This is a genomic window from Bradyrhizobium sp. MI1.11 (genome assembly GCF_055811255.1).
This window is the reverse complement of sequence record NZ_JBVVPM010000053.1, coordinates 26,958-53,537: the sequence shown is the minus strand read 5'-3', so window position 1 is coordinate 53,537 and position 26,580 is coordinate 26,958. Positions and strand designations below refer to the sequence as shown.

General features: G+C 62.9%; 24 protein-coding genes and 3 pseudogenes. 14 read left to right on the top strand and 13 right to left on the bottom strand.

What is annotated here, in order from left to right; genetic code table 11:
- Positions 1-1,248: 1,248 nt before the first annotated feature.
- The 3 genes from AC0L30_RS34165 to AC0L30_RS34155 all read right to left on the bottom strand — a co-directional run bounded on the left by AC0L30_RS34165 (position 1,249) and on the right by AC0L30_RS34155 (position 2,682).
- Positions 1,249-1,467: a hypothetical protein gene (locus tag AC0L30_RS34165; protein ID WP_473406195.1), complete on the bottom strand. Its 219-nt coding sequence runs from the start codon at positions 1,465-1,467 to the stop codon at positions 1,249-1,251.
- 43 nt (positions 1,468-1,510) lie between these two features.
- Entirely contained in the window at positions 1,511-1,798 is a 288-nt protein-coding gene (locus AC0L30_RS34160) for a hypothetical protein (protein ID WP_473406194.1), read from the bottom strand.
- A 698-nt stretch (positions 1,799-2,496) separates the two neighbouring features.
- Positions 2,497-2,682: a hypothetical protein gene (locus AC0L30_RS34155; protein ID WP_473406193.1), complete on the bottom strand. Its 186-nt coding sequence runs from the start codon at positions 2,680-2,682 to the stop codon at positions 2,497-2,499.
- Positions 2,683-3,092: 410 nt separating this feature from the next.
- On the opposite strand from AC0L30_RS34155, the gene AC0L30_RS34150 reads away from it, so the two are divergent.
- Entirely contained in the window at positions 3,093-3,275 is a 183-nt protein-coding gene (locus AC0L30_RS34150) for a hypothetical protein (RefSeq protein ID WP_473255530.1), read from the top strand.
- Positions 3,276-3,544: 269 nt separating this feature from the next.
- Here the strand turns inward: AC0L30_RS34150 and ltrA are convergent.
- Positions 3,545-4,927, bottom strand: a pseudogene (ltrA, locus tag AC0L30_RS34145) (group II intron reverse transcriptase/maturase).
- Positions 4,928-5,675: 748 nt separating this feature from the next.
- Between ltrA and AC0L30_RS34140 the strand changes: the two are divergent.
- Positions 5,676-5,819: a hypothetical protein gene (locus AC0L30_RS34140; RefSeq protein ID WP_473256551.1), complete on the top strand. Its 144-nt coding sequence runs from the start codon at positions 5,676-5,678 to the stop codon at positions 5,817-5,819.
- 612 nt (positions 5,820-6,431) lie between these two features.
- On the opposite strand, the gene AC0L30_RS34135 is transcribed toward AC0L30_RS34140, so the two are convergent.
- The 5 genes from AC0L30_RS34135 to traC all read right to left on the bottom strand — a co-directional run bounded on the left by AC0L30_RS34135 (position 6,432) and on the right by traC (position 9,996).
- A complete protein-coding gene (locus AC0L30_RS34135) occupies positions 6,432-6,719 on the bottom strand; it encodes a WGR domain-containing protein (RefSeq protein ID WP_473406197.1) in 288 nt (95 codons plus the stop codon).
- Between the two features lie 241 nt (positions 6,720-6,960).
- Positions 6,961-7,314, bottom strand: a complete 354-nt coding sequence (locus tag AC0L30_RS34130; protein ID WP_473406192.1) for a hypothetical protein — start codon at positions 7,312-7,314, stop codon at positions 6,961-6,963.
- Positions 7,315-7,579: 265 nt separating this feature from the next.
- The gene (gene traG / locus AC0L30_RS34125; protein ID WP_473406191.1) at positions 7,580-9,529 is read right to left on the bottom strand and encodes a Ti-type conjugative transfer system protein TraG; all 1,950 of its coding nucleotides are present in this window, start codon (positions 9,527-9,529) and stop codon (positions 7,580-7,582) included.
- A complete protein-coding gene (traD, locus tag AC0L30_RS34120; protein ID WP_473309291.1) occupies positions 9,516-9,731 on the bottom strand; it encodes a type IV conjugative transfer system coupling protein TraD in 216 nt (71 codons plus the stop codon). Before traD ends, traG begins: the two co-directional genes overlap by 14 nt.
- 4 nt (positions 9,732-9,735) lie before the next feature.
- Positions 9,736-9,996: a conjugal transfer protein TraC gene (gene traC / locus AC0L30_RS34115; protein ID WP_473255525.1), complete on the bottom strand. Its 261-nt coding sequence runs from the start codon at positions 9,994-9,996 to the stop codon at positions 9,736-9,738.
- 255 nt (positions 9,997-10,251) lie between these two features.
- Here traC and traA point away from each other — a divergent pair, with 255 nt between their 5' ends.
- Genes traA through AC0L30_RS34095 form a run of 4 tightly spaced genes read left to right on the top strand, consistent with a single transcriptional unit; the run spans position 10,252 to position 15,875 of the window.
- Positions 10,252-13,560, top strand: a complete 3,309-nt coding sequence (traA, locus tag AC0L30_RS34110; protein ID WP_473406190.1) for a Ti-type conjugative transfer relaxase TraA — start codon at positions 10,252-10,254, stop codon at positions 13,558-13,560.
- Complete coding sequence (gene traF, locus AC0L30_RS34105) at positions 13,557-14,090, top strand: conjugative transfer signal peptidase TraF (protein ID WP_473406189.1); 534 nt, start codon at positions 13,557-13,559, stop codon at positions 14,088-14,090. Before traA ends, traF begins: the two co-directional genes overlap by 4 nt.
- A 13-nt stretch (positions 14,091-14,103) precedes the next feature.
- Positions 14,104-15,246 (top strand): conjugal transfer protein TraB, encoded by a 1,143-nt coding sequence (locus AC0L30_RS34100; protein ID WP_473406188.1) that lies wholly within the window; start codon positions 14,104-14,106, stop codon positions 15,244-15,246.
- Positions 15,247-15,257: 11 nt separating this feature from the next.
- Complete coding sequence (locus tag AC0L30_RS34095) at positions 15,258-15,875, top strand: TraH family protein (protein WP_473309316.1); 618 nt, start codon at positions 15,258-15,260, stop codon at positions 15,873-15,875.
- A gap of 621 nt (positions 15,876-16,496) precedes the next feature.
- Here AC0L30_RS34095 and AC0L30_RS34090 read toward each other — a convergent pair.
- On the bottom strand, positions 16,497-17,201 hold the full coding sequence (locus tag AC0L30_RS34090) for an autoinducer binding domain-containing protein (protein WP_473406187.1): 705 nt from the start codon (positions 17,199-17,201) through the stop codon (positions 16,497-16,499).
- A 281-nt stretch (positions 17,202-17,482) separates the two neighbouring features.
- A pseudogene (locus AC0L30_RS34085) lies at positions 17,483-17,683 on the bottom strand (aldo/keto reductase); the annotation flags it as partial.
- 460 nt (positions 17,684-18,143) lie between these two features.
- Here AC0L30_RS34085 and AC0L30_RS34080 point away from each other — a divergent pair.
- The 7 genes and pseudogenes from AC0L30_RS34080 (at position 18,144) to AC0L30_RS34050 (ending at position 22,958) form a co-directional block, all read left to right on the top strand.
- Positions 18,144-18,896: a DUF6088 family protein gene (locus AC0L30_RS34080; protein WP_473406186.1), complete on the top strand. Its 753-nt coding sequence runs from the start codon at positions 18,144-18,146 to the stop codon at positions 18,894-18,896.
- Positions 18,883-19,284, top strand: coding sequence for a PD-(D/E)XK nuclease family protein (locus AC0L30_RS34075; protein ID WP_473406185.1), 402 nt, complete (start codon positions 18,883-18,885; stop codon positions 19,282-19,284). Before AC0L30_RS34080 ends, AC0L30_RS34075 begins: the two co-directional genes overlap by 14 nt.
- Positions 19,281-19,919 (top strand): PD-(D/E)XK nuclease family protein, encoded by a 639-nt coding sequence (locus AC0L30_RS34070; protein WP_473406184.1) that lies wholly within the window; start codon positions 19,281-19,283, stop codon positions 19,917-19,919. The genes AC0L30_RS34075 and AC0L30_RS34070 overlap by 4 nt, the downstream gene beginning before the upstream one ends.
- The gene (locus tag AC0L30_RS34065) at positions 19,867-20,877 is read left to right on the top strand and encodes a UvrD-helicase domain-containing protein (protein WP_473406183.1); all 1,011 of its coding nucleotides are present in this window, start codon (positions 19,867-19,869) and stop codon (positions 20,875-20,877) included. The genes AC0L30_RS34070 and AC0L30_RS34065 overlap by 53 nt, the downstream gene beginning before the upstream one ends.
- 30 nt (positions 20,878-20,907) lie before the next feature.
- Positions 20,908-21,198, top strand: a pseudogene (locus AC0L30_RS34060) (UvrD-helicase domain-containing protein); the annotation flags it as partial.
- Positions 21,199-21,542: 344 nt separating this feature from the next.
- Complete coding sequence (locus AC0L30_RS34055; RefSeq protein ID WP_473406182.1) at positions 21,543-22,445, top strand: 3'-5' exonuclease; 903 nt, start codon at positions 21,543-21,545, stop codon at positions 22,443-22,445.
- A 9-nt stretch (positions 22,446-22,454) separates the two neighbouring features.
- Positions 22,455-22,958, top strand: a complete 504-nt coding sequence (locus tag AC0L30_RS34050; protein ID WP_473406181.1) for a hypothetical protein — start codon at positions 22,455-22,457, stop codon at positions 22,956-22,958.
- Positions 22,959-23,437: 479 nt separating this feature from the next.
- Here the strand turns inward: AC0L30_RS34050 and AC0L30_RS34045 are convergent, their stop codons facing one another.
- Positions 23,438-24,253 carry a 4'-phosphopantetheinyl transferase family protein gene (locus AC0L30_RS34045; RefSeq protein WP_473406180.1) on the bottom strand — a complete coding sequence of 272 codons (816 nt, stop codon included), beginning with the start codon at positions 24,251-24,253 and terminating at the stop codon, positions 23,438-23,440.
- A gap of 270 nt (positions 24,254-24,523) precedes the next feature.
- Between AC0L30_RS34045 and AC0L30_RS34040 the strand changes: the two genes are divergently transcribed.
- Entirely contained in the window at positions 24,524-25,291 is a 768-nt protein-coding gene (locus AC0L30_RS34040) for an alpha/beta fold hydrolase (protein WP_473406196.1), read from the top strand.
- A gap of 112 nt (positions 25,292-25,403) precedes the next feature.
- On the opposite strand, the gene AC0L30_RS34035 is transcribed toward AC0L30_RS34040, so the two are convergent.
- The gene (locus AC0L30_RS34035; RefSeq protein WP_473406179.1) at positions 25,404-26,570 is read right to left on the bottom strand and encodes an acyl-CoA dehydrogenase family protein; all 1,167 of its coding nucleotides are present in this window, start codon (positions 26,568-26,570) and stop codon (positions 25,404-25,406) included.
- Positions 26,571-26,580 lie beyond the last annotated feature (10 nt).

Here is a 26,580-nt window from a genome sequence, read left to right as displayed (position 1 = left end):
TCCATCAACTCCCAAGGGAGGTAGTTGACTGGGGCGCAAGCGTTGCCTGAGCATCCGATGGATGGTCAAAAGTGCGGATCTGGCCGGTCCCGGATGCTGTGGCCCGCAGGAACGCACTTGAGCCAATTTGTTTAGAACTTTGACTGCGAGGGGCCGCAGACCATCTTCACCGGGCTCCTCGATAGAGACACGCGAGCCGACAGTGATATTCGCGCGACGTTCCAGGCGAGCATGCCGCGTGTCCAAGCATATCGGCCACATGAGGAGCGCAGTGCGAGGGATGAGGCTAAAGGGTTTGCTGGTTTATCTTTTCAGAATGAGCACCATTGCACGTGCCATTCGCTTCACTGATCCGGTGTGCCGAGCCAGCGCCGCCGCTATCTCCGACACGACATGACGACGCGCCAGCCACGCAAGCGGCTTTCGTTCAGCCTGCGTCCATTCCTTTGGCTTGGACGCTTTCATTTCGAGATGGTCGAATGATCTCGATGCGAGCGATATTGAGAAATTTACGAGTGGCTGCGAGCGATCAAGGCACGCCGAGGCCGTCCGAACGAAGATAAGTTTGAATTCACGGCAGTCGGTGCTGTGGCGGCCGCACCCGACACTACAGCCGGCAGGCTGGCCGGGCACCCGATCCGGGCAGTGCCGTTGATTTATCGCAAGATAGCGCGGGTCGAGCGGTGGCAAACTTGCCGGCCATGTTGCTCAGGCTATGGGCCCGGCTTCTACACACCCGGGCCCTTCTTTTTTTGCGCCAATTATTTCCTAGCTCACGATCAGCCACGTCAGCCCGGCGATCGTGCCGTAAAAGCCCGCGAGTGCAATAAGCACGAAAGCTCGCTCGATTTTGTCCATTGAATTTCCCCCGCAAGAAAGCCAATCGGAAAAGACGAAGGTTACTCCCGGTCAGGTTCAGTTCAATCGCTCTTGTCAAGTTGCGGCAACCGCAGGACTGTGGATAGCGGGGAAAATGCCAAGCCGCGGTGGTAAAGCAGCCGGCCTGGACAACCTCCTAGCTTGACCCATTTTACTCTCGCAACTCAGCTTCGCGAGCGTCGCGCGGAAGTCCGCGAGATCGCAGAGCAGCTGGTCGCGCTCGGGATTCTGCGGAAGCGCGCGGGCTTTCGTTTCCGCGTCTTCGGCTTGCTTTTTCAGATCCTCAAGCATCTGACTTATTTTTCTGCCTTAGCCCGATCTCGACCAGGCTTGCGGATTGCCTCTGGCCGAGAGGGAGGTTCTGCTCGGCTAGCGCGCTTTGGATTCCGCATCTGATCCGCCGGGCCAGTATTCCGATTTGTTCGAAATCCAGTTCATGGCCTCCGATTCCGTCGCGAAGTCGCCGATGTGGGAAACGGGACCAACACCGGTTTTCACAGCTACAAACCAACGTCCCTTTTTTGTTATTTGGGGAGCAAAGGAGGGGAAGGGCCGCGCCAGTTTGCTGACTTGTGAGTCGTTGCTCATTACTTCCACCCTCAGCTTGAGTTCGACCAGCCCACCTGCAAGTTCAGAGAAAATCCCGAAGCCGCGCGAGCTCCACGATGATTTCTCCCGAGAGGACATCGGCTATTAACGGCGGCTGAGGCTCCGTGTGAATCTCGTAAAGGTGCCGCTGGTGCGCCGGCTTGGCCATGAATTCCCTGATGCATTCGTCCAAGGTCGCCTCGACCAGCAAATACGGTCCGCTAGGGCTGGCGCACCTCTGGTTGCCAAGTGAGGACCATTTCCGAAGGACGGCCGGCGCATCGAAATTGATATGATGATGGTCGGTCGAGGGTGCGTCGCTGTCTGTCACTCCGGACCCCTCGTCCAGTGGCGGTTGGCCGACCGCTCTTCGGCATCGCGTAATTTGACCGCCGGATGCCTCATTTCGCCTTCACCTTCAGGCCCCCCCTCATCAGCGTCCTAATGGCCGCCGGCCGCGTCGGCGCGTCGGCCTGCTCTGCAATCCAGTTGTCGACGGCCGACAAATCAGCAGGCTGTAAGCGAACGCCAACCAGCGTGCCCTTCTCCGCCGAGCGGCGCCACCGTGGCCTTGTGTTATCACTACTTGACTTTGCCATACGTTGTGATAACACAAAATCAGGCCGCCGCCAAGGTATCAGCTTGGCAGACGGCCCTAGCTTCGCGCTATCGGCTCTTCACCGCGATCCGCGTCGATCAACTCGGGCTGGCGGACCAGGAGTGCCGCCGTCACGATCAGCAGCAGCAGGACGCAGATGATCGGGAGCCACATCATGTCCATAATGAGGAATGCCGGCCACGTCGGCTCGTTCCTGGGCGGACGTGGGTAGCAAGCTCGTTGCGCTGATCCATACAAAAACCCCCGACCTGGATCATCAGGCCGGGGGAGTGGGTTTGGCCGCGACCCGGGCTGCGAGCATTGGCCAGCATCGAGTGTAGCGGCGGCGAGCGGCGGGTGAAAAGATGCCCTTGAGGACAGCTCGGGCAACATCAAGAGCGGCGAGCGCTTCGCGCTAACCTACGGACCGGTCACCGCTGGTGCCCGAGACCGATGCCGAGGGCGTGCGCCTTGGTGCGGAGGGCGGGAACGCTGCGCTTCATCTGCTTGGCCACCTTGCCGATCGGAGTGCGCGCCTTCGAGTGCGCTTTGAGCGCCTTGACGTCGTCCTTCGTGTAGCGGACGCGCTCGATTTTCTTCTTCACCTGCTTCGCCATGGAACCTGTTCATTTTTCTGGAGTAAGTGCCCCCGGGTAGCTGGAGCGAGCGACGACTGGCCCATTGTCTGAAGCTTGGACAGGACCGCCGCCGCAGCCTCCACGAATGGCCCGCAACCAAGGCGGACCCCTTCAGGAGGATTGTTAGTCAATTCCGTGGGGTGCCGTCCCACGGAGGCGCCGTCCGTCGATGGTGATGGGATGGCCAACGCAACCCGGCAACCTAGTCACATCGGCAAACGTTCCGCGAATTGTATGCAAACGATCAATGCAAATGCTCGGCTTGACTGCACTGGAATCGTATCGAAATGTCCCGCGCCGCGTCTTGTTGTTTCGCCTCGAACTTCGATCAAACCTGAGCGCTCAGCGCTGTAGAATGAGATCCGGCGCCGGGCTCACGGAGGAGACTGATGACCGTCAGCAAATATGAGTTCAGGACCGAGCTTCGGCGGCTGATAGAAATCCACATCGGACGTTCGAACACGTTCGAGGACTACGCCGTGGTCACGGGGGAGTTGGAGGAGGCGATGGATCGGCTGAACCTGGAGAGCGAGAAGTTCTCGGACGAGGAGGTCGACGCCTGCGAGTTGTAGCGAGGGCCTTGCCCCGTTAGACCCAGCCCCGCCGCGCCATCACGCGCTGACCGATTGCCAGTTCGGCCGCCGGTAGAGCAGTTGTGAAGCGTCCGATCCCGGCGAACAAGCTGCCAGCCGGGACCTCGGTTGGGATAAGGTCGATGTTCGAGGTCAGCAGTTGTTACTTGCAAGAGGTCGTGGTCGAGTAGCTCAGCCATTTGGCTTCGCCCTCACAGATCCGGGCAGGCGGCTTTCCCGCACCCGGCTCTTCCCGAGGGTAACCCGCGTCATATCCGCGCCTGCGCCCAAGTGCGAGTGATGCGTGGAACGGGCAGACGGAAGCGTGCCGTCAGGGTCTCGAACTCCGACCAGCCCATGCGCCGACTTTTCTGACTGCGCCGTCTCAGACAGTGCAGCCAGATCCGACGCACTTCGCGGTAGAAGCCGTTAAGCGCTGGATAATTGTGCGGCCTGCCGTAGTAGCCGTAGTGTCCACGCAGCACTGCGGCGAACCACTCGTGCTGGGTGGCCAGTGACTCGTGCATGAGCCGCCAGGCCTCCTGGCGCAACGCCGTCAGCTTGCGCGTCAGGCGTTTCCCTTCCGTCTTGTGCTTCACGATAAACCGGCCGTCCCGGGTCCGCCCGCAGTAGTGGATGAAGCCGAGGAAGGCGAAGGTCTCGGGTCGCCGCTCGCCGCGCCGCTGACGCGAGAGGGCCGCAAATCGACCGAACTCGATCAACCGCGTCTTGCCCTCATGAAGCATCAGGCCAAAGCTGGCCAGCCGCGCGTTGAGGGCCAAGAGCATCTCCTGCGCATCCACCTTGCTCTCGAAGGCCATGACGAAGTCGTCCGCATAGCGAACGGCCACAACGCGACCGCGTGCGCGGCGACGGCGCCATTGATGGGTCCAGAGATCGAGGATGTAGTGCAGAAAGATGTTGGCGAGGAGCGGACTGATGCCCGCCCCCTGCGGGGTACCCCTGTCCGTTTCTTGCTTCTCGCCGCTCTCAAGAACGCCGGCCCGCAGCCACAGCTCTATGAGCCGCAATATGCGAGGATCGGCGATCCTGTGCGCCACCATCCGCAGCAGCTACTCGTGGTCGACCGAGTCGAAGAAGTTGCGTATGTCGGCATCGAGCACCCAGTTGACGCGCTGGCTCATGATCGCTGTGTGCAAGGCGTCAAGCGCCATATGAGAATTCCGCCCCGGCCGGAAGCCGTAGGAGAACCCGAGGAAGTCGACCTCGTAGACGGAGCTCAGCACCTCGGGTACCGCGCTTTGGACAATCTTGTCCTCTAGCGCCGGCACACCGAGAGGCCGCTTACCGCCATCGGCTTTGGGGATGTAGACTCGTCGCACCGGCTGTGGCCGGTAGCGACCCGTGTGGACGCGTCCGCAGAGCTCCCGGAGGTTATCCGTGAGCCTCTCTTCGTACTTCGCCACCGTTATCCCGTCGACCCCCGCGCTGGCCTGCCGCTTTTGTCGTCGAAACGCCCGACGCAGAGCGTCCTCGTCGACGTGGTGCAGCAAGGCCGTGAACCGGGTTTGGGCAGCCTGCTTGGCTGCCGTGTTCACCCGTTCGAGGTTCGGCGGCAAGGCAACCCGGCTCTGTGTCCGGACCCTGGCCTTCTCGCGCGGGCTCCCCTCGGGCTGGCCCCTTCCCTCCATGCGTCTCGTTTCCTTCGACGACTTCACAGGTACTATGGACCAGTCCGACTCCCGACCTCAGCTCGGACCGCGGCTCTGGCACTGCCTTGCCGCTGCCCCCCGTTGGAGACCAATCCAACGGACCCGGTCGGGCCTCTCATGTTCCGATGATTACCTTCCATGCGTGATCCGGCCATCGACCCCGACGGAGCGGCATCGTCTCGCATAACGACGATGCTCATGCTGCCTTCGTGTTTAGGGAACACACTTGGCCTCCGCGAACATCCACCTTTCGAGGCTCATTCCCGCACCCCGCATGGCTCCTGTCTACACTTCGAACCCCGCGTTGCCGCGACGCCCGCAAGACTCGGTCCCGGCCTGCCTGCTTCGGCTTTGGCCGGATGGGACTTGCACCCACAAGCATTCATCAGCTTGGCATGACGTACTCCCCGGTGGTGGTGTAGCTCGGTAGCAAAGCCGCCCGGACGCGCGCCCCCATAGCGCCGTAGCGGGCGGGCGGCTTTGCGGTAGTCACCGGCAGTTCTCCGGTAGGATCGGGTTGCGACACGCCAACGCAACCGAGGAACCACTGTCTGACCGTGCGCCCGGATGGAGGAGGGGCGTCTGTGGCGCTCACCGTTACCCGGAACGCCGCTGGCGTCAGGAAGGTGACCGCCCCAACGAATGTTGATGGCGGTGGTTTGATCCGCATCAAAGCGCACATCCGCTCCTTTATGCATAGTCGACCGGGTCCTAATAGGAGGTCGCAATGCCCATTGATTCGATTCTGGTTTCGGCCGGCGTAGTCGCGATGTTCGTGGTTTTCGCCGGGGTTCTGATCTGGGGTAGCCACCAGACCAGCGCGGTCCGGTCGAGCTTGCCTGCCGGCGCCACAAAGCGCCGGAGCTTCTGATCTGCGGGCGGCGCACCGCGCGGCAGCGGCATTTCTCACCTGGCTTGATGTTGCGGTGGTCAGGCGGGACCCTGCCATGCTCACCGACAATCAATCTGAAACGGCCCCCTCGCTAAGTCTCAATTCGGCAGCAAGCAGATGACGGCGGAAATGCTCCGCCGATCTCGGGAGCAGATTGCAGCGTCGATCGCGCTGCTTCAAAGCTCGGCGCCCAAGTTATGGCCGCCCCGACCGAAATGCACGGACCATTCAAGCCTCGCGTGATTTAAGTCTGTCAGCCTACCGAGCGGTCCTAGACGGGAGGACGCTGTTGCGGTTGCCAGGGGCTCGGGCGGGCCGTCTCCGAGCTCCGCCGTTGACGGAGTAAGGCACGGCCGCGCGGCTTAGAGACGACCCCGGGTTGGGGCCTGAGGGTTGATGCCGGGCCGCGCCGCCAGCAATCCGGTGGCCGCAGGCGATAAAGAACCAAATTGTGGACGTGCCTAGCGATGTGCGGCAGTTGATCGAGAAGATGATAGACCAAACAAAAGGGCATTCTCGTTTTTCTTCCAACAAGCCACGTTGCCCGGCGACCTGGCGCTGAACTTCGCTGAACAGAACGTCGCAACTGCGTTAGAAAAGCCTTGGAACACTGACTAAACCTCCGACTTTCTCCTCAGCAGAGGCATATCCGCGCCTGCACTTGGCGCGCTCGAGCCGTGCGAATGCTTCCCCAGCTTCCGTGCTGTCCTCGAAGGTTTGGATCATGACCTGCCCGCTCGTGCCAATCCGGCCCCAGTTGCGGATCAGCGAGATCCCGCCGAATAAAGTCGGCTGAATCGAAAGCAGGTAAAATCGTCGCATGTTGCGGGCAGCGTCGATGCGGCGAAGGTAAAGCGGCTTTTGCTTGCGGTTCGGCATGCGTGGAGTCTGGCTCCTCGCGGAATCGAGGTCCAATGCTTTCTTTGAATCGATCAGGGCTAAACGATTCATTGTCTCCGTACTTCGAGTGCAGCGATCGTTCACCTGGGGCAGCGGTAGCATTCATGGAGTAGTATGAAGCCGCGTCGGGGAACTGCGGCGGTGCTCCCTGCATCGACGGACGCGTGGGCCGCCGCTCTCAAACCGAGCTTCCGATCTTGCTAAGGTCTCTTAGTTGGACTCAGTGGGTCTCATCGGCATCCGGCCGAAGTGCTACTTTTGGAATATATCCCAATTGCCGGACCAGGAGAGCCAAACTTAAGCGGGCGGACTCCAATCTCGAGGTCGCCTCGAGCAGGTCGGCCGCCATTCGGTCCGACCGCGCAACAGCTGCGGAGCAAATCTCAAAAAGGCGTTTCTTGAGATGCGGTGCCGCTCCGTTTCGCAGTGTTCGCGGCAAATCGAGCAGCGTGCGCGTCAGCGCCCGGTCCGCGCAAGCGTCCTCTTGTTCCAGGTTTTCCACCAATGCAAGCGCCTCGCGATAGCGCTGTATCGCTTTCACAGTTTCGCTTTCGAGACCGCTGTCTTGGCTCATCTACTTTCTCCGTCGCGAATTCGATCTCACCAGGACTCGCCCCCGGCCTTGGCTGCAGCCAGAGGCCGCTGTTTGACACGCGGTCCTGCTTCTCCCTCGGGGAGCCTGGACCAGTGATGGTCTGCCGAGTCCGGTGGAGGTCCGACGATGGTGGGCCCGAGCTCGCCGATACAATGCCTCCTCTTTTCCATCGATAGGGAATCGGTGGGTTCTCTCGGGACGGCTCTACTGTCTCTGCGGGGAACTGCGCCTCTCTATACTCCCGTCACGACGTTTCACGATCATCAGCTACGCGACCAGCGTCTCTCCGGTGGAACTTGTTCTCACCGACGCAGGCTCGCATGTCGGCGCGCCGGAACCAGATCGCGCGTCCGCAGCGCAGCGGCGGGTTGCCGGCGGTGAAGATGACCTGCTCGTCGGTCCGCATCCGCAGAACCTCATGGGGCAGCATCAGCGGCCGGCGCGCGAGCTGCTTGGAGCGCGTCCGGGAGGAACCCGACATCTGCGAGGATCGGCTCAACTGATCGACCTCGACGGTCGTGTCGCCGCAGCGTTTGGAGATGTAGTCGGCGGTTTCGGGATCGTTGATCGCCGAAAAGGAAATCCAGGAGGCGCTCTCGAACCATTTGCTGGTGGCGTCACGGCCGCCATAGGCCTCGCGCATTTGGCCGATGGACTGGTACAGCATCAAGAGGGTGATGCCGTATTTGCGTCCGGCATCGCGCGCGGTTTCAAGAATGCGTAAGTAGCCGAGGCGGGCGACCTCATCGAGCAGGAACAGGGTGCGGCCGGGCACGTCTCCGTTGCGATTGTAAATCGCGTTGAGCAGCGAGCCGATGATGGTCCGGGCGAGACCGGCATGATTTTCCAACGTCTTCAGGTCGAGGTTGATGAAGACGTCGGTCCGACCTTGCGCGAGCTCGGCCGTCGTGAAGCTCGATCCAGACACCAGCGCCGCATAGTTGCCGTAGGAGAGCCAGTGGGTTTCCTTGACCGCATTGGCATAGACGCCGCTGAAGGTTTCCGGGGTCATGGCGATAAAGGGCGCGACGTTCTCTTGCACGAATCCGGAGGCGGAGTTGGCGTAAATCGACTGCAGCCGCTGGCGCAGCTTCGGCTCCGGCTCAGACAGATTGGCGCGGACCTGGCGCAGGTGCTGATGCTGGAGTTCCGTATGGCCGGACAGGCAGACATCGGCGATCAGCGCGGTCAGCAGTTGCAATGCCGAAGCTCGAAAGAAGTCGTCCCGCGCCGAACCCTGGCGCGGATTGTCGGTCATGATCCATGACGCCACGGCGGCAATGTCCTCTTCCTTTGTCGCGCCGTGCTGGCCGATCCAGTCGAGCACATTGAAGCCGACCGCCGAGGAACGCGGGTCAAGCACGAACACCTGCCGGCCCGCCTCGTGCCGGTGTCGCCGGACCATCGGTGCGACCTCGTTCGAGGGGTCGAGGACGACCAGGCCGCTGCCCCATTTGAGCGCTGTCGGCACCGTCACGGATGTCGTCTTGAAGCCGCCGGACCCGGCGAACACGATGCCGTGCGACGAGCCAAAGGACGCATCGAAACAGAGCAGAGCAGACTTGCCCCCGGTGCCCCATGTCTCCGGGTCGTCGGCGCGGAAGGACTGCTCGGCACCTGGATCTCGATCGACCCGATAGCGCTCCCCGACCACCATGCCACCCGCATCAGGAAACAGCCGCGCAGCCTCGGTCATCGCCATCCAGTCGGCCTCGCCATGGATGGCGCGTTGCCCCCGGATGCGGCGCGGCTCAGCGGCCGCGAAGGCGGCATTGCCCCTGATGGCTACCCTCAACCCGAACACGGCCACGAGCGCCGCGAACATCGCTCCGGTGATGGTGGAGGGATCGGCATAACTCAAAAGCCGGTCTCCAGAGGGCAGGGCGTTGGCGAAGGAATGCAGCCGTGCGATCTCGCGCGAGGTGGCGATCACGACCACAAGGAGACCGCCGCACGTGACGCCCCAGCCGGCGGAGCGGATCGCGGTCGCGCCCGCCGCCGCGGACAGGAAGACGAGGCCGATCACCGAGCTCATCAGGTAGGGCAGGGCGATGCCGATCCGGCCGAGCACCACGTGGGCCTTCGGGGTAGTCCCGAACTTGGAAAGCCACGCTTCGAGGCCGGTCAAGGCAACGCACATGCCCGCCATCAGCACGGCCGGCGCGAGCGCCAGCGCAATCCTATTTGCTTTCATGGCCGAACGCTTTCGCGCCGATCGCCGCCAGCCGATCGCGTTCCGCATCGTTACCCCGCAGACGGTCGGCGGCATCGATCAACAGGCCGAGCAGCAGCGCCCGCTTCTCGTAGCGCAGCCCCGCCTTGGCGATCAGGCCGCCGAGCTCGATCTTCTCCCGGGTGTCCTTCTTGCGGGCATCGCTGGCATCGGAGCGCCGCATGCGTTCAGCCCTGTTCAGCCACGCCCGCAGGCGCGACAGGCGGGATCGCCGTAGCCGCGTTGGCGGCTCTGCGCCCGTCCTTGCGAAACCGGCCGGCGATCTCCTCGAATGCCGAGAGCAGCGCCGCTTCCTCGATCTCGATCTCTCCCATTCCGGCCTTGAGCGCGATGCGGCCGATGCGCTCGGCTTCGCGCGTTTCAGCCTGCTTCAACTGCTCCTGGAGCCGTGCGATTTCGTCCCTGATCTGCCGCGAGGGCTTTTTCATTCCGGAAGACCTTTCCTGTCATGACTGACGCGAAGCGCTCGACAGCAAAGCCGGTGTGAGCGCGAAGCGCGACCCGGGTAATTAACGGGGTCGGCGAAGCCGACGCTTTGGAAGATCATCCCGCCGTTCCGAAGGAGCGGCTTCCAAGGGCGCAGTAATACGTCGCTGACGCGACGTCCTGCTTCCCGCCCACGAAAGGGCAGAGCGATTCCGACGGAACTGCATGTTCGTTCGTCCTAAGGATCGCTTCCTGCCGTGGCCATCACCCATTTCACGCCCCAGCTCATCGGACGCGGCGATGGCCGCAGCGCCGTGCTGGCCGCCGCCTACCGGCATTGCGCGAGGATGGCGTTCGAGGCCGAGGGCCGCACCGTCGACTATTCCAATAAGCGCGGCATGATCCACGAGGAGTTCCTGCTGCCGGCCGACGCGCCCGCCTGGCTCAGGACCATGATCGCCGATCGCTCCGTTGCGGGTGCCTCGGAGGCCTTCTGGAACAAGGTCGAGGCCTTCGAGACGCGGGGCGATGCGCAGTTCGCCAAGGAGTTCATCATCGCGCTGCCTGCCGAGCTGACGACAGACCAGAACATCGCGCTGGTACGCCAGTTCGTGCTCGAGCAGGTGCTGTCGCGCGGACAAATGGCGGATTGGGTCTATCATGATGAGCCGGGCAATCCGCATATCCACCTGATGACGACGCTGCGACCCCTTACCGAGCACGGATTCGGGCCAAAGCGGGTCGCGGTCATCGGCGAGGACGGCCAGCCGTTGCGCATGCAATCCGGCAAGATCGCCTACCGGCTGTGGGCCGGCGGGAAACAGCAGTTCCTCGAGCAGCGCAACGGCTGGCTCGACCTGCAGAACCAGCATCTGGCTCTGAACGGTCACGACATTCGCGTCGATGGACGCTCCTACGCCGAGCGCGGCATCGACGTCGTGCCGACCACCCATATCGGGGTTGCAGCCAAGGCGATCCAACGCCGGGCCAAGCGCGAGGGGCGTGATCCCAACCTCGAACGGCTGCGTGTCTTTGAGGAGAGCCGTGCCGAGACGCTGAGACGAATCCAGCGCCGTCCCGAGATCGTGCTCGACATGATTTCGCGGGAACGCAGCGTGTTCGACGAGCGGGATGTCGGCATGCTGCTGCATCGCTATGTCGAAGATGCCGGCACCTTCCAGCACTTGATGGCGCGGGTGCTGCAAAGCCCGGAGGCTCTGCGGCTCGACGTCGAGTCGGTCGACTTTGCCACGGGAGCTCGAACGCCGGCAAAATATGCCACGCGCGAGCTGATCCGGCTCGAAGCGGAGATGGTGCGGCGCGCGGTCCACCTGTCGGGCGGTGCGGCTTTCGCCGTGAAGGCACCGGTCATTTCAGCCGTGTCCGCGCGGCACGCCAAGCTCTCGGCCGAGCAGCGCTCAGCCATCGCGCACGTGGCATCTGGAGAGCGGATCGCGGCGGTTGTCGGCCGGGCCGGCGCCGGCAAGACCACGATGATGCGGGCTGCGCGCGAGATGTGGGAAGCCGCCGGCTACCGCGTGGTCGGCGGCGCCCTGGCGGGCAAGGCGGCCGAGGGATTGCAGAAGGAGGCGGGCATCGAATCCCGGACGCTCGCCTCCTGGGAATTACGATGGAAAGGCGGCCGCGACGGCCTCGATGATCAAACCATTTTTGTCCTGGACGAGGCCGGCATGGTGGCCTCGCGCCAGATGGCGCTGGTCGTGGAAACCGCGTCAAAGGCGGGGGCCAAGCTCGTCCTGGTCGGCGATCCCGAGCAGCTCCAGCCGATCGAAGCCGGCGCGGCGTTTCGCGCGATCCTCGAGCGCACCGGCTATGCCGAGCTCGAGACCATCTATCGCCAGCGCCAGCAATGGATGCGCGACGCCTCGCTCAATCTTGCCCGTGGCCGGACGGGAGAGGCCCTGTCCGCCTATCGCGATCATGGACGCCTGTTCGGCTCGGAGTTGAAGGCGCAGGCGATCGAAAGTCTCATCGCCGATTGGAACCGTGACTATGATCCGTCCAAATCGACTTTGATCCTGGCCCATCTTCGCCGCGACGTCCGCGCGCTCAACGAGATGGCGCGGGCCAAACTCGTGGCGCGCGGTTTGGTCGAACCGGGACATGCCTTCCGCACCGAGGATGGCGAGCGCCGGTTTGCAGCGCGCGACCAGATCGTCTTCCTGAAGAACGAGGGCTCGCTCGGGGTCAAGAACGGCATGATCGGCAGGGTCGTGGAAGCCGGTCCTGCGCGCCTGCTCGCCGAGATCGGTGAGGGCGAGGACTGCCGCCGCGTCGAAATCGATCAGCGCGTCTATCGCAATATCGACCACGGCTATGCGACGACGGTGCACAAGGCGCAAGGGGTCACGGTCGATCGGGTCAAGGTGCTGGCAACGCTGTCGCTGGACAAGCATCTGACCTATGTCGCGCTGACCCGCCATCGCGAGAATGTGGCGCTCTATTACGGCCGGCGTTCGTTCCAGAAGGCCGGTGGCCTCGTTGCCATCCTGTCGCAGCGGCGGGCCAAGGAGACCACACTCGATTACGACCGCGGCAGCCTCTATCGCGATGCGCTGCGCTTTGCCGCGGCCCGCGGACTGCACATCGTCAGGGTGGCACGCACGCTCATGAGCGATCGCCTGCGCTGGACGGTTCGCCAGAAGCAACGCCTGGCCGACATCGCTGCCCGATTGGGCGCGCTCGCCGCAAAACTCGGCCTCGTCGAGGGCCGCAATCCCATCATCAGCACCGCACAGACGAAGGCCAAGCCCATGGTCGCGGGGGTCACGACATTCCCCAGATCCCTCATCGACACGGTCGAGGACAGGATCCTCGCCGACCCCGCCATCAAGAAGCAATGGCAGGATGTCTCCACCCGCTTCCGCCTCGTCTTTGCCGATCCCGAGCGCGCGTTCCGCGCGACGAATTTTGACGTCTTGCTGAGGGATCCCGCGGCCGCGAGCTCGACGATGGCGCGTGTTGCCTCGAGCCCGGAGTCCTTCGGGGCTCTGCGCGGCAAGGTCGGGCTGCTGGCGGGTCAGGCCGAGAAGCAGCTGCGTCGGCGCGCCGAGGCCAATGTGGCGGCGCTCAAGCACGACATCGAGCGCTACGTGCGTCTGCGCGCCGAGGCCGGGCACAAGTATGAGGCCGAGGAACGCGCGATCCGGCATCGTGTCGCCATCGACATCCCTGCTTTGTCGCGCGAGGCGCAGCGGGTGCTGGCGCGGGTGTGCGATGCGATCGATCGCAACGACCAGCCAAGCGCGCTCGAATTTGCCTCCGCGGACGGTCTTGTGAAAGCCGAGATCGACAGCTTCAACAAGGCCATCGCCGAGCGCTTTGGCGATCGTACATTCCTGCCGAATGCCGCGAGCGGACCCGACGGGCAGGCCTTCCAGAAGGCGACCGCCGGGATGGATCCGGCGCGGCGGGAGCAGCTGAAGGAAGCCTGGCCTGCGATGCGTGCGGCACAGCAGCTCGCCAGCCTGGAGCGCACCGCGCAGGCCCTCAAGCAGGCCGAGGCGCAGCGTCTGACCCCGCGCCAGGGACAGACCCTGAAGTGAGCGTTCGGCGCTCCGCCTTGGTGATTGTGCTGGCAGGCGCAGGCGTTGTTGCCGCCGTAGCCGGCACCGGCTGGTGCGCCGGGCTGCGGATCAATATGACGCCGAGCTATCCGCGCGGCCTGTGGCAGATCGAGCCTCTAAATCGGGCGGCCGCTGCCGGCGATCTCGTCTTCATCTGTCCGCCGGACACCGCCGAGTTCCAACGCGCATTCGCGCGCGGCTACATCCGGCGCGGACTGTGCGCTGGGGGCTTAAGCCCGCTCATCAAGACCGTCGCCGCCCTCGCTGGCCACCAGGTTGATGTCGCTGATCAGGTCTTCATCGACGGCCATCCGCTCCGCCATTCCGACCTCCGGCGGACGGACAGCGCCGGCCGTGTTCTCGCGCTGTTCGCTGGCGGCGTGATTCCCGCTGGCGAGCTCTATCTCCACTCCGATTTCGCAGGCTCCTATGATTCCCGTTACTTCGGCCCGATCCCGTCATCCGGCCTTCTCGGCCTCGCCCGGCCCGTGTTCGTTTTCGGTCCATGAGCTCTGGCGCGGCGTGGCGATGGTCGCCGCGGCGGCTGCGGTCGGCGCGATTGCCTGGTGTGGTCACGCACTCGCTCTGCCACTCGCCTGCGCCTTTCCAATGCTGTGGGCCTTGGCGCGCTCGCGGGTGATCTCGGCGGGTGTGAGCGCCGCCTATGTCCTTGCGGCATCCCACGGGCTGCCGCAGGGCGTCGTCAACTTCTACGGCACTGATCTCGGTGTCGGCATCGCCTTGTGGATTGGCGCGGCAGCCGTCTTTGTCCTTGTCCACGCAGTGCTCTGGTGTCGACGGCCGGGAGGGGAGAGGGCGCTTCGGTTTGGATGTGCTGCGATCCTGATGAGCGTGCCGCCTTTTGGGATCGTCGGATGGGCGCAGCCGATCACCGCGGCCGGGGTTTTGTTTCCGGGATGGGGATGGTGGGGACTGGGCACGACCGCGGCCATCCTGCTCACCATGACGAGCGGCAAGTGGCCCATCGCGGCGGTTGTCGCCGGCGGCTTCTGGATCGGGTCGGCCGCGCATTGGACTGCGCCAGCGCAACCAGCCGGATGGGCTGGCCTGGATACCGAGCTTGGCGGCGCGCTCGGCCGGTCTCTGGATCTCGACCAGGCCCAAGCGCTTCTCCAGCGCGTGCGCGAAGCGGGCGGAGCCGGAGCGCAAATTGTCGTGCTTCCAGAAAGTGCGGCCGGGCTGTGGACGCCGACCACCAGCGGCTTCTGGATGGACGGCCTTCGCCGCACCGACATCACGGTGATCGCTGGTGCGGTGATCGTCCATCGCGAAAATTACGACAACGCCATGGTGGAGATCAGCGCCGGGCGCACGCGCCGGCTCTATGGCGAGCGCATGCCGGTCCCCGTCTCGATGTGGCAACCCTGGCTGGCATGGACGGGCCAGGGCGGCGGCGCCAGGGCCACCTTCTTCGGCAATCCCGTCGTGGAGTCCGCCGGCCGGCGCGTCGCGCCGCTGATCTGTTACGAGCAGTTGCTCATCTGGCCGGTGCTACAGTCGATGCTCCATGCGCCCGACGTGCTTGTCGCGATCGGCAACGACTGGTGGGCCGCCCGAACCAACGTAGTCGCGATTCAGCGAGCCAGCACCGAAGCCTGGGCGCGCCTGTTCGGGCTGCCGCTCGTGCTCGCGTTCAACAGCTGAAGGGGATCATCATGATCGATGCAGCCACTATTCATCGATGCGCCGACCCGGGTTTGAAGCCTGCGATCGTCGAGAAATTCATCCGCGCGGTCGGGGCACCCGATCCGCTCGCCGTCACGGTCCGGATCGGAAACCGCGTCATCCTGGTCACACCACCCAAGACGCCGGATCATGCCATGGAGCTGATACGCCGTTACGTCGGCCAAGCCATGGTCCGCGTCGGCGTCACCCAATATCCTGCCGGGCTCGGCGCCACCAAACTTGCTGAGCTCAAGCCTGATCTCGTCGATGCCTGCACCAATATCAGGATAGGCACCGCGCTGTTCGGCAAGGTCCATCGCATCGTCACGACATGGTATGGCACTGAGATCGACGAGGCGTTCGGCGCTGCGATTGACGCCTGGAAGACCGGCTATTTCGACGGGAAATATGTATTCGACGAGCCCGATCCCGGCAGCCTGCCGGCCAGCACGCGGGCGTCCGAGGCTCGCGACAAGACCGCGGCCGAGGCGGCGAGCCCTGCGAGGGGGCCCGGCAATGGCTCCCAGCGGGCCAAGGAGCCGGATGATCCGAACAAGGCGGGCATCAGAATCGATCTCACTGGGATTGGCGTCGGCAAGCCGAAATAGCGCTTTGCGCAGGGCCTCTGTCCCGGGGGGAAGCCGGGTCGATTGATCGGCGACAGAGCTACGTTGTCTGCCGGAAGGTTCTCAATCCTGATGTGCAAGGGTCCGCCATCGTGATGGTTCTCTGGACCGTGAGGTCGCCCCTTTCACGGGCTCTCGCACACGATCGAGCGCGGGAACGCTGCCAGGGCATATGCAGGGGGGCTTGCGTGGTGGTTCTGTTTTCTTTGATCAGCAGGGTTGCGGACGTCAACCATCATGGACGCTCCCTCAAGTGGTCGGTCAGGCTCGTCTTGGTTTAAGTGGCTCGGATTATCCACGCTGCCGCCAAATCCCGACTTCAATCTACAAGGGACAAGGCAGTACGGGCTGCCTTGGGGATCAAAAACGTGTCGATTGGCGACGGTGCCCATCGTGACTCTCCCCTGATCCTCTGACGTAACGGGAGGGGCCGGGACGTATGTCTAGGCGCCTCCTCCTGCAGGTCAGCGGCATGGTCCAACCACCGGCGCGCGCCGACCTGGTCCGATTGCAGCGCCTGCCGCACCGGGCTTCCTGTGCCGAACGCCGCGAGTCGGTTGCTGCATCGAGAAGATCTCGGTCGTCCATTAGGCTCAGGCTAGACTAGATCAACTTCTTCTCCATTGCTATTCGAACAGCATGTTGGAGATTACTGGCACCGAGTTTGTCGCGCGCATTGTCCAGATAGAATTGGACTGTTCGCGGTCTGATCCCGAGCAAATCCGCGATAACATTCATTGATTTGCCGTGCGACGACCAACTGAGCGAGGTCGCTTCCTGCGTCGACAACCTCACATCCCCCGTTTTGAACGACGAGTCAGACACCACGCTGAGCCGAACGTGAATACAAGCGAGGGCCAGTGCCGCCTGTATCGGGTCCCACGGGGGGACCTCAACCCGCCGCCGATCTGATGCGAAGGTGATGATCGCCGCTCGCCCATAGCTCGTTCTGATCGGAACGGAAACGCCGGAACGTAGCCCGAAGTCAGTTGCCTCCGAGACGAACTGCTTGATCTCTCGCGAGCTCCTGCGCAGCTTGTGCTCCTCCGCTGACCAGGCAAACATCCGCATGCTGCGCTTGGCCGTCGTCACGACAGGATCGATGATCGTGTAACGCTTCGCAAAATAGAGGTTCAGCCACTCCGTGGGATAATCGCTGAAGACAACCGCGTCGTCGCCGTGAATATGACTGTAGACGTAGCGGTCGAAGCCGGATGAGACAGTAAATTTCTTGATCGTGTTGCGAATCGAGCGCTCGTCGCGTGCCACATCGACAGCCTCCATCAACGCTTGTAACTGCCCGTCCAAACTAACGTCCTCCTCATCTCAAGCTCAACCAAAGCGATGGAAGCCCTGCTACCGGAGGAGCATTGCGATTCTGTCCTTATTTTGATTTGACCAGCTTTTCACAGCGGCTGGACGAATTGGACTCTTCTTGGGCAACCCGCTGTGGCCTGCGTGGCGTCAAGCTGGTCGTCTTCGACGCCCACGAAGGCATCAAGGCCACCGTCGCCAAGGTGCTCAACGCGAGCGGACAGGCCAAGCTCAAGCACTTTCCCTTCTTTCACGAGATCCGACATCGTGCCGACGACCTCTTCGACCGAAATGTTTGGGTCAGGACGATGCTGATAGAGGACGTCAATGTAGTCGCGCCGCAATCGGCGCAGCGACCCTTCCACGGCTGAACGAATCGATTGCGGACGGGAATCCAATTCTGCGATCTTGCCGGCTTCGAGCCGAGAGGCGACGAATGCAGTTCTTAAAGCCGCCCGTAAGCGGTCCGAGAGCATTCAAAATCTCAACGACATCATCGGCTATTTGCTGGCCCATCCCGAGGAGGATCGGCACCTCCGCCGGGCTTACGAGAAATCGGGATATTTGGCGGTTTGGCAGCTCGAACTCGCCAAAAGCGGCTGGCAATACCATCTGGAGCTGGTGCGGGCGGCAATCGAGAGAATTGCTGGGGGATCCAGAGGGCGGACGCCGGTTCGAGATCAACTATTCGGGCTATCTGGAGCTCGCGAACCGTACCGGACTGAGCACGTATCGAGTGCTGGCCGAACTCTATGCGCGGTTGATGGCCCTGCACCAGATGCGGGTGGAGACGGCACGGGGGTGGCTCGCGGAAAATGCCGGGAACCGTCAAGATGGGGTAATTTGGACTAGTTTGGTGGGATTGTCCGAAATCTGTATACGAATTTCGGACAGGTCATTTTGCCTTTGTCCGAAAAAGGTATACATTTTTCGGACATGGCCGACGACTCACTGAAAGCCGCAATCCTGGAGCGAATCCGGGCCGATGCGCCACGCAAGGTTTGGACGCCGACCGACTTCGTCGACCTCGCCTCCCGGAACGCCGTCGACAAAACGTTGCAGCGGTTGACCAACGCCAAGAACCTGAGAAGGATTGACCGAGGGCTCTATGATCAGCTCGGTTTCAACAAGCTGACCCAAAAGCCCAATCCCCCCGATCCGCGCTCCGTCATCGACGCCGTCAGTCGGCGCGACCAAGCCCGGATGCTCGTCGACGGCATGACCGCCACCAACGACCTTGGCCTGACCGACGCCGTGCCAGCGAAAATCGTGGTCCACACCGACGCTCGCAAACAACCGATCAAGCTCGGCAACGTCACCATCACTTTCCGTCTAACCGCAGCCAGCAAGCTGTTTTGGGCCGGCCGGCCCGCAATGCGCGTCATCCAGGCACTTCACTGGTTGCGTGATCTCCTGGTCCGCGCAGGCGAGAGTGATCGGGTTAGACAGAAGCTAGCCAAGCTTTTCGACGATCCGTCGACCGGGCCAGGGTGGTCGCGCGGGCCCGAGCCCGCTCTTGGCTCCGGGCGGCAATGTGCTTGCACTTGCACGCACGCGGATCGCAGAACAGGCGGCAAGCGAATCGGACCGGCTTACCGCGCGCCCGCAAGAGATAGCCGAACACCTCGCGACAGGCGCCGCCCTTCGGTGCTGGCAGAGCTGGGACAGACCGGATTTGACGGCCCATGACCGGCTCCTGATCGCGGATCACGCCGTTATCGCCGAAAGCCTCGCAGAGATCCAATCGCCGACCTCGCTCGCGCGGCTCCTGCGCGATCCGCTGGGCTTTGTCTGGAAATACGCTCTCGGATGGCGTGCGCCGGGCGACCGGGAGCGTCCACTGATCCTTCCAGCCGATGAGTTTGGCCGACTGGTCCATGAGCTTTTGCGCCGCACCGTCGACGCGCTCGAGCCGGTGCCCGGTTTCATCGGGGCCGCTAAGGAGGAGATCGAGGGCGCGCTGGAGGCGGCGGTGCGACACGTGATTGCAGCGTGGCCGCTGGAAATGCCCGTGCCGCCCGACGTGCTTTGGGTCAACACCGTGCGCCAGGCATCCGCCATGGCGCGGTCGGCTTGACGAACGAGACATTCACCGAGAGCGGCACGGGCAGCTGGACCGAGGTGCCGTTCGGCGAGCACGCCAATCCGCCAGAGCCCAAAAATCCGGATTGGCCGTGGGACCCTACGTTGCGCGTCGATGTGCCCGGTACGGCGATCGCCATTCGCGGAAAAATCGACCGCGTTGACCTGCGCGCCGGCGGCGTCGCTGTCCGGGTGACCGACAAGACAGGTGAGCGGCCGGAGAATGCTGCTGACAGAGTCATAGCTGGCGGCGCTGAACTGCAGCGCGTCCTTTACGCCCTGGCATGCCGCCAACTTCTGCCCGAGGTGCCCGCCATCCGAACCCGGCTTAGCTATCTGAAGGACGAACCGGCAATAGCCTTGCTGCCGGATCTCGATGCCGCAATTGCGCAAACTGCGGCCTTCGTCAACGCGGCCTGCGCTGCCTTGACGCGCGGCCATGCTGTGCCGGGGCGGCCGCCGACGACCGTCTCAACGATCTTAGGCTCGCGCTTCCTGCATCTCCGGCCTACTTCCGTAGAAAGCAGGTTGCGTTCATCGCCGCCGCCGGCGATCTGGCCCGATTTTGGGAGTTGCCATGAACGCGCTCGCCGACAGCGCCGACCGGCGGCGCGCCCTCCCTGTTCTTGATCAAACCTTGCTTGTCGAGGCCGCGGCAGGCACCGGCAAGACCTCGCTCCTTGCCGGCCGCGTGACCATGCTTCTGGCCAGCGGCGTCGCGCCACGCAACATCGCCGCCATCACGTTCACCGAGCTCGCGGCCGGCGAATTGCGCGCGCACGTGGAGCGGTTCGTCAACGAACTGCTGAATGGAAACATCCCCGATGACCTGGCGCTTGCCGTAAAGAAAACCCTCACCGCGCCGCAGATAGCCGCGCTCATAGCGGCTCGTTCGCGGCTGGACGAACTCACGGCAACCACGATCCACGGCTTCCGCCACAAGCTGCTTCGCAGCTATGCGATCGAGGCTGGCGTCGACCCCGGCGCCGAGGTCCTCGATGCGGTCCAGACCGAGTTTGCCTTCACGACAGTGTTCGAGCGTTGGCTACGGCGGCGCCTCGGCGAGAACGCTGACCCGACCGATCCGGTTGTTGTCATGGCGCGCCGAGACCCAAGGGAAGCCGTCGACACCCTGAAAAAGCTCGGCAAGTTCCGGCGCGACTTTCGTACCGCAAAGCCACTACCCCGCGATCTCGCCGAACACGCCGATCTGGAGTTTGTCGAGAGTGTGCGGGAATTTCGTCGCTGGATCGACGGCACACGGGCTCCTGACCGGGCGCTCGAAGACATTGCCGATCTTGAGAGGCTCGCCGCCTTCTTCGCAGGCGCCTTCGATCCTCCTCCGTCGTTCGAACGGCTCTGGGAACTTGCCCATCCGCCTCGCGTCAATGCAATGGCCTGGCGCTCCAATAATCTGCGCCCGTATCGGCGCTTGGGAGCCTGGAAGTACGTTGCCGGCAAAGACGAAGGCACGCGCCTCGCAGAGGAGGCCGCATCCCACTATGATCGGTGCGCGGCGGAGTTTGGGGCTCTTCTCGGCGGCATCGCAACAGCGCTGGTCGCGACCTTTTCCGGCGCGCTCGAATGAGCTCCTAGAGACTTCGAGACGTTCAAGCGTAACGCTGCCGTTCTTGACTTTGACGATCTGCTGCTCGCCACACGCGCGCTTTTGCGCAGTCACGAAATCGTCCGGCAGGCGGCATCGAACCGCTACGCGAGAATCCTCGTCGATGAATTCCAGGACACCGATCCGGTGCAGTCCGAGATCCTGTTTCTGATCGCGAGTGCTCCTGGCGCGCCTCTGGCCTGGCAGGAGCGGGAACTGATTCCGGGCAACCTGTTTATGGTCGGCGATCCCAAGCAGGCGATCTGTAGATTTCGAGGCGCGGATGTCGCAACCTATATGGAGGCGCGCAATGCCGTCGAGCTTCAGTTTCCCGGCAATATCTTGCGGATCACGACGAGCTTCCGCTCGCGCGGCGAGATCCTGGACCACGTCAATCGCTGTTTCCGCGATCCGTTGGACCGACAGGCCCCAGGTTACGTCCCCCTGGTGTCCTCACTTGGTCCAGCAGAGCACGGTCTGCCTTGCGTCATGAAGGCCACGATCCGTATCGGCGAGAAGAGCCGGGCGGCGTTCATACGCGACGAGGAAGCGCGCGCCATTGCCGACATCTGCTCCCAGCTCATCGGAAATGTCCGCGTGCGGCGATCCGGCGGAGAAATCTCCTTGTTCGTGCCGGCGACATCGCCTTGCTCGCGCCGGTCGGTACCGAGCTCTGGCGTTACGAACGGGCGCTTGAGGAGCGTGGCCTGCCGCTCGTCTCGCAGGCCGGTCGCAACCTCTTCCGGCGCCAGGAAGCGCAGGATTTCGTCGCGCTGATCCGCACGCTCGCAGACCCAAGTGATACGCTGGCACTCGGCGCCCTGTTGCGCGGACCGCTCGTCGGTCTCACCAATCACGAATTGCTCGATATTAGGCGAGCTCTCGCGCCGAATGAGACCGAAGATAGTGCGCTGGCACCGAGCCTAACGCTGCAGACGCAGCCAGAGCAGATCGGCAATCCGCTGGCGCGGGAGACGTTGATCGTACTTACAGATCTGCGGCGGCGTGTGCGGCGAACGACGCCGTTTCTCTTGTTGAGCGAGGCGGTCGATCGGCTGCGCGTGCGGGCCACACTTGCCACGCGGGGCAGTGACCAGGCAGCTCGGGCTCTGGCCAATCTCGACCTTCTGATGGAGCGCGCACGCCGCTATGGCGTGCGCGGTCTCAAGCAATTGGCACAGGACATTGGCGCCGACTGGGAGGGCGGCCCTCTCGGACCCGAGCTCTACGACGAAGCGCGGCTCGATGCAGACCGCGAAGCCATTGAAATCAACACGGTTCACAGTGCCAAGGGCCTTGAATGGCCGATCGTCATTCCAATCAATATGGGATCCGAACTCAGACGGCGCGACCCGTTTATCCACCGCCGTCAGGATGACACGCTTCACTGGGTGCTGGGCGATGTCGTTCCGCCAGCGATCGCGGATGCCATCCACCTTGACGACCAGGACAGTGCAGAGGAGCACGAGCGGCTCCTCTATGTCGCCTGCACGCGGGCAATCGAAATGCTGATTCTGCCGACATTGTCGGTGCCGCGCGCCAACAGCTGAGCGCACCTTTTGGATCTCGGGCAGGACGATATCCCGGAATGGGATCTAGCACGTTTCTCTCGGCGTCCTCTGGCGCGCGTCGCGCCAGAGGAAAACCATCAGAGCGAGGAGGTGTTTGCCGCCGAGCAAGCCGCGGTCGCGGATGCGTCCCGGCCCATCCGCTGGGTTCGGCCGAGCGACGGCGACACCGATCGCTTGGTCGAGGTCGCTCGCGTTGACGAGAGCGCCGACACTGACCCTGCCGGTCTCGTGACGGTAGCGGGCAGCGCCATCCGGGGCGCAGTGTTGCACAACCTGATCGAAGAGATATTGACGGGCGAGATCGAGGAGACTGCATCTGATCTGCAAGGGCGTGCCACTGACCTCCTCGCACAGCTGGCGCCAACCGATGCGCAGTCGCTGCCCGATCCGGCGGAGATGGCTGCGACCGCGTTGCGAACCCTGCGCCTGCCGGGTGTCGCGGAACACCGCGCCGCGCTTGTGCCGGAGTTGGCGCTCTATGCCGCCCCGTGACGCCGGCCGCGTCCTGATGGCCGGGCGCGCAGACGCTGTCGCCATCGCAGCCGGCCGAGCCGTTGTCGCCTTTGACTGGAAGAGCGACGTGGCCCCGACTGCCGGTGACCGGCAGGCTTATGCTGGGCAGCTGCTGCAATATCTGGACGCGGTGGGTGCTCCTTGCGGAGCTGTCGTCTATCTTACGCTTGGCGAAATGGATTGGATCGATCGATAAGACGCGGGGGCACTGATGACCAATTTGGCATGCGCCTCATAACTCTTAATCATCGGGTCCTAGGTTCGAGCCCTGGTGCGCCCACCAAGCAAATCAAGCACTTACAGCAGTGCATCTCGAAACGGACTTCTCAGGTTGACGTCCGGTTTGAAAAATTTGTTCGTCCTCCGTACTCTCCGTTGAGAATTGGTGGGATAGCTGCGCGCTACCGCAGCGGCTAGCTCTTTTCCCGGCGGCGTGGAGTTCTTCAATGTGGCTTCGCCTAGCGCGGACGCGCCGCTACCTCGCCGCGCTGCGCGTGGCGGTACTGTAATGGCGTAAGCGGCACCGGATTCAAGGCGCCGAACCGCCAGCGCTCAGGCGGTCCCCAGCCCGGCGTTGCGCGCGACAGGCGCGGCGGATCGTCAGCCGCAAACGCAAAGGTCTGCAGGCCCTGCGAGACACCTAGCCCGGTTGCTTTGATATACGCCTCGCCCAATGTCCAGAACCGGTAGAATAGCGCGGTTCTTGCCGCTTCTGGCGCAGCGGTGAGTGCCGCGCGCGCTTCTTGAGCGAACGCGATGTCGGCGACGGCCAGCATGTCAGGGAGCACCTTGACGCCTTCCACATCGAAGCCGACCGGCTGGCGCCCCAACGCAAACCCGACAACGCCGCGCGCGTGGCTCATACTAAAATGCAATTCGGCGGAGGCACGCACCTGCGGTTTGCCAAACTGACCGCGGTCAAAGAGAATGTCGTAAGGCGCGCGTCCAAGCGCCGACGCAAGCGCGATCCGTAGGCCGGCATGAGCGGTCAATGATGCGGCGCGATCGCGCGCATCCTGCAGCCGGCCGATCATGGCGATGAGATTGCTATCGAGCACGTCCATCGCGGTGACACGAGCGGCCTGCTCGCCGTCCGGCGCGCCCATCCATAGCAAGACTTCGTCCTGTCCGGGCATCGCAGCCTCATCGGGGAAGGACAAATGGGTCACCCGCACAACGCCGGGAACGCCACCACCGTCCAGAGCCCAGGCAGCTGCACAGCCGCCGACCGCAAGATCACCGGCCGCGGGCAGTGATGACGACTGATCACTCATCGAGCGCTAGTTCCTGGAGTCCCGCGCGATCGCGACGGCATTTCAAAGGCAAGGTCCAGACAAGACAAAGAACGGCTCCGGCCGTCGTCCATAGCCGTATCCTTGTCCAACATCATTGGGTAACCTGCGATCGGTTTTGAATTACAAACAACATCGCGAACGGATAAAGTGTTGCTTATGAAAGAGCAGGACCTGTTACATACACCGGCGCCTGGGGCAGACCAATTATCTTTCCACATAGAGGAGCGCGGGAGTGGGGACGTGATCTGTATGCTCCTTCATGGCTTCGGCGAAGGCGGCTACGTATGGTACGACTTTGCGCCTCGCTTGCCGAAACAATATCGCACCATCGTCATAGAATTCAGGGGGCACGGAAACTCCGCCGAAGATCCAGCAGGAAATTACGGCATTGGCCCCTATTCCACAGACGTTCTCAATCTCATTCAGAAGCGGAAACTCAGGAATATTTCTCTTGTCGGGCATTCTCTCGGTGCGGCCGTCGCGCTCAAGGTTGCTGGAGCCGCTCCCCACCTAGTAACAGACTTGATTCTTGTAGATTTCTCTTTGAGCGCTGAACGGGCCGTTTCCCAGAACATCCTGTCGCAGTTCCACGAACAATGCGATGGCTACAATTCGCGCGCAGAGTATGCCGCCTGGATATCGGCCAAACGACCGCTGACCCATCCACGCATGCTTCGTATCATTGTAGACAATGCGCTGCGCGAGACTGCCGACGGAAGACTTGTACTCAAAGTCGATCGGAGGATTCAGCAGATGATCGAGCCAGGATCGGCACGAACCGACGAATTTCGGACTATCCTTTCCAAGATCCCATGTCGAACATTATTGATACGAGGCCGAGGCTCTGCGGTCCTGAGCAAGAATGAAGCACTGGATATCCTCCGCTTGTTGAAAGACGGCCAGCTGTGCGAAATTTCTCATGCGGGCCACGCGGTGATGGTCGAGGACCCGGACGAGTTTGCGGATGCGGTCAACCAGTTTCTTCTCGGGCCGCGCACCCCACGCGGCGGGTTATGACCGGTTAGAGATATCGGCCTCGAGATCCTTGCCCGTTTCGTAGGGTCCCGCGCCCCGGCCTTGGACAGAAGATTGTAGAAATCAGCTATTCGCCCAGCGTCGGATCGAGGGCTCATCCGATGTCAGGGTGCTGGAGATGGCCTGCGATGATCAGGCGCTGAATCTCGGAGGTTCCTTCGTAGATGCGCAGCGATCGGATCTGTCGGTAGAGCCGTTCCGGCACGGCATCCTTCACGATTCCCGCGGCGCCGAAGATCTGCACTGCGTCATCCACGATTCGCTGTGCCTGTTCAGTCGCAAACAGTTTCGCGATGCTGGAATGCTTTCCATAACCACGGATCTGCTGGTCGGCTTCCCAGGCCGCCTGGGCGATCAGCAGCGCGCTGGCGGTCAGCGCCACCTCGCTATCGGCGAGCTTCGACTTGGTCAATTGCATGTCCCAGATCGTGCCGGTTGCGAGGCGCCTGGAGCGCGCCCATTTGAGCGCGGCGCTCCGCGCCCGGCGGGCGAAACCGGTCGCTGCAGCGCCGACCGTCATCCGATACTGTTCAAGGATCTCGCCCGCGATTTGGAAGCCGAGTCCCGGGTTTCCGATCATTTGGGTTGCCGGCACGATGCACTCGTCAAAGCTCAGGCTACCAAAGGAGCGCGGTGCTATCGCCTCTATCGTGTTCGCGACACGCAGCCCGGGCGATTGCGCGCGCACGAAAAACAAACTAAGCCCGAGTGGCCCCGACCGGTCTGCCGTTCGGGCCAGGACAATCGCGAAATCGGCGATGTCGGCGTTGGAAATCCAGGTTTTCGTCCCGTTCAGAACATAGGAGTCGCCACGGCGTTCGGCGCGCAGCGAAACGTTGGCAATGTCCGAGCCGACCTCGGGTTCGGATAAGGCCAGACACCCGATCGACCGACCCGCCAGTATGTCCGGGAGCAGACTCGTGCGCTGTTCCGTAGAACCATGCCGGATCAGCGGAGTAGCGGCGAGCGCTTGAATCGAGAAGGCGAAGTCGCACAAATCATGGACGAACGCGAAGCCTTCGCGAATCAAACAGATACTGCGGAAATCGGGGACAGCGTCGGCGCCGCCGACGGCGGCGTACCAGCCGTTTCGCCCGAACAGGGCCGTTAGACGGCGCCCCGTCTCAGCGGGTGACCGACCTTCGATCTCGCCAAGTTCAGACGACATCTCCTCGGCCCAGCTTTCAATTCGCCCTGCGAGCTGCCGATGCCGTTCCTCGTAGAGCGGCAATCTTAGAATCGAGGTGTCGAATATTTTCACGGCGGCCCCT

Bases quoted from the DNA above. Each gene is read 5' to 3' on its own strand.
- AC0L30_RS34165 (WP_473406195.1), bottom strand. From the start codon at position 1,467: ATGAGCAACGACTCACAAGTCAGCAAACTGGCGCGGCCCTTCCCCTCC.
- AC0L30_RS34065 (WP_473406183.1), top strand. From the start codon at position 19,867: ATGAACGCGCTCGCCGACAGCGCCGACCGGCGGCGCGCCCTCCCTGTT.
- AC0L30_RS34150 (WP_473255530.1), top strand. From the start codon at position 3,093: ATGACCGTCAGCAAATATGAGTTCAGGACCGAGCTTCGGCGGCTGATA.
- traG (WP_473406191.1), bottom strand. From the start codon at position 9,529: ATGAAAGCAAATAGGATTGCGCTGGCGCTCGCGCCGGCCGTGCTGATG.
- AC0L30_RS34140 (WP_473256551.1), top strand. From the start codon at position 5,676: ATGCCCATTGATTCGATTCTGGTTTCGGCCGGCGTAGTCGCGATGTTC.
- AC0L30_RS34155 (WP_473406193.1), bottom strand. From the start codon at position 2,682: ATGGCGAAGCAGGTGAAGAAGAAAATCGAGCGCGTCCGCTACACGAAG.
- AC0L30_RS34130 (WP_473406192.1), bottom strand. From the start codon at position 7,314: ATGAGCCAAGACAGCGGTCTCGAAAGCGAAACTGTGAAAGCGATACAG.
- AC0L30_RS34135 (WP_473406197.1), bottom strand. From the start codon at position 6,719: ATGCCGAACCGCAAGCAAAAGCCGCTTTACCTTCGCCGCATCGACGCT.
- AC0L30_RS34045 (WP_473406180.1), bottom strand. From the start codon at position 24,253: ATGAGTGATCAGTCGTCATCACTGCCCGCGGCCGGTGATCTTGCGGTC.
- AC0L30_RS34040 (WP_473406196.1), top strand. From the start codon at position 24,524: ATGCTCCTTCATGGCTTCGGCGAAGGCGGCTACGTATGGTACGACTTT.
- AC0L30_RS34080 (WP_473406186.1), top strand. From the start codon at position 18,144: ATGGCCGACGACTCACTGAAAGCCGCAATCCTGGAGCGAATCCGGGCC.
- traC (WP_473255525.1), bottom strand. From the start codon at position 9,996: ATGAAAAAGCCCTCGCGGCAGATCAGGGACGAAATCGCACGGCTCCAG.
- traD (WP_473309291.1), bottom strand. From the start codon at position 9,731: ATGCGGCGCTCCGATGCCAGCGATGCCCGCAAGAAGGACACCCGGGAG.
- AC0L30_RS34095 (WP_473309316.1), top strand. From the start codon at position 15,258: ATGATCGATGCAGCCACTATTCATCGATGCGCCGACCCGGGTTTGAAG.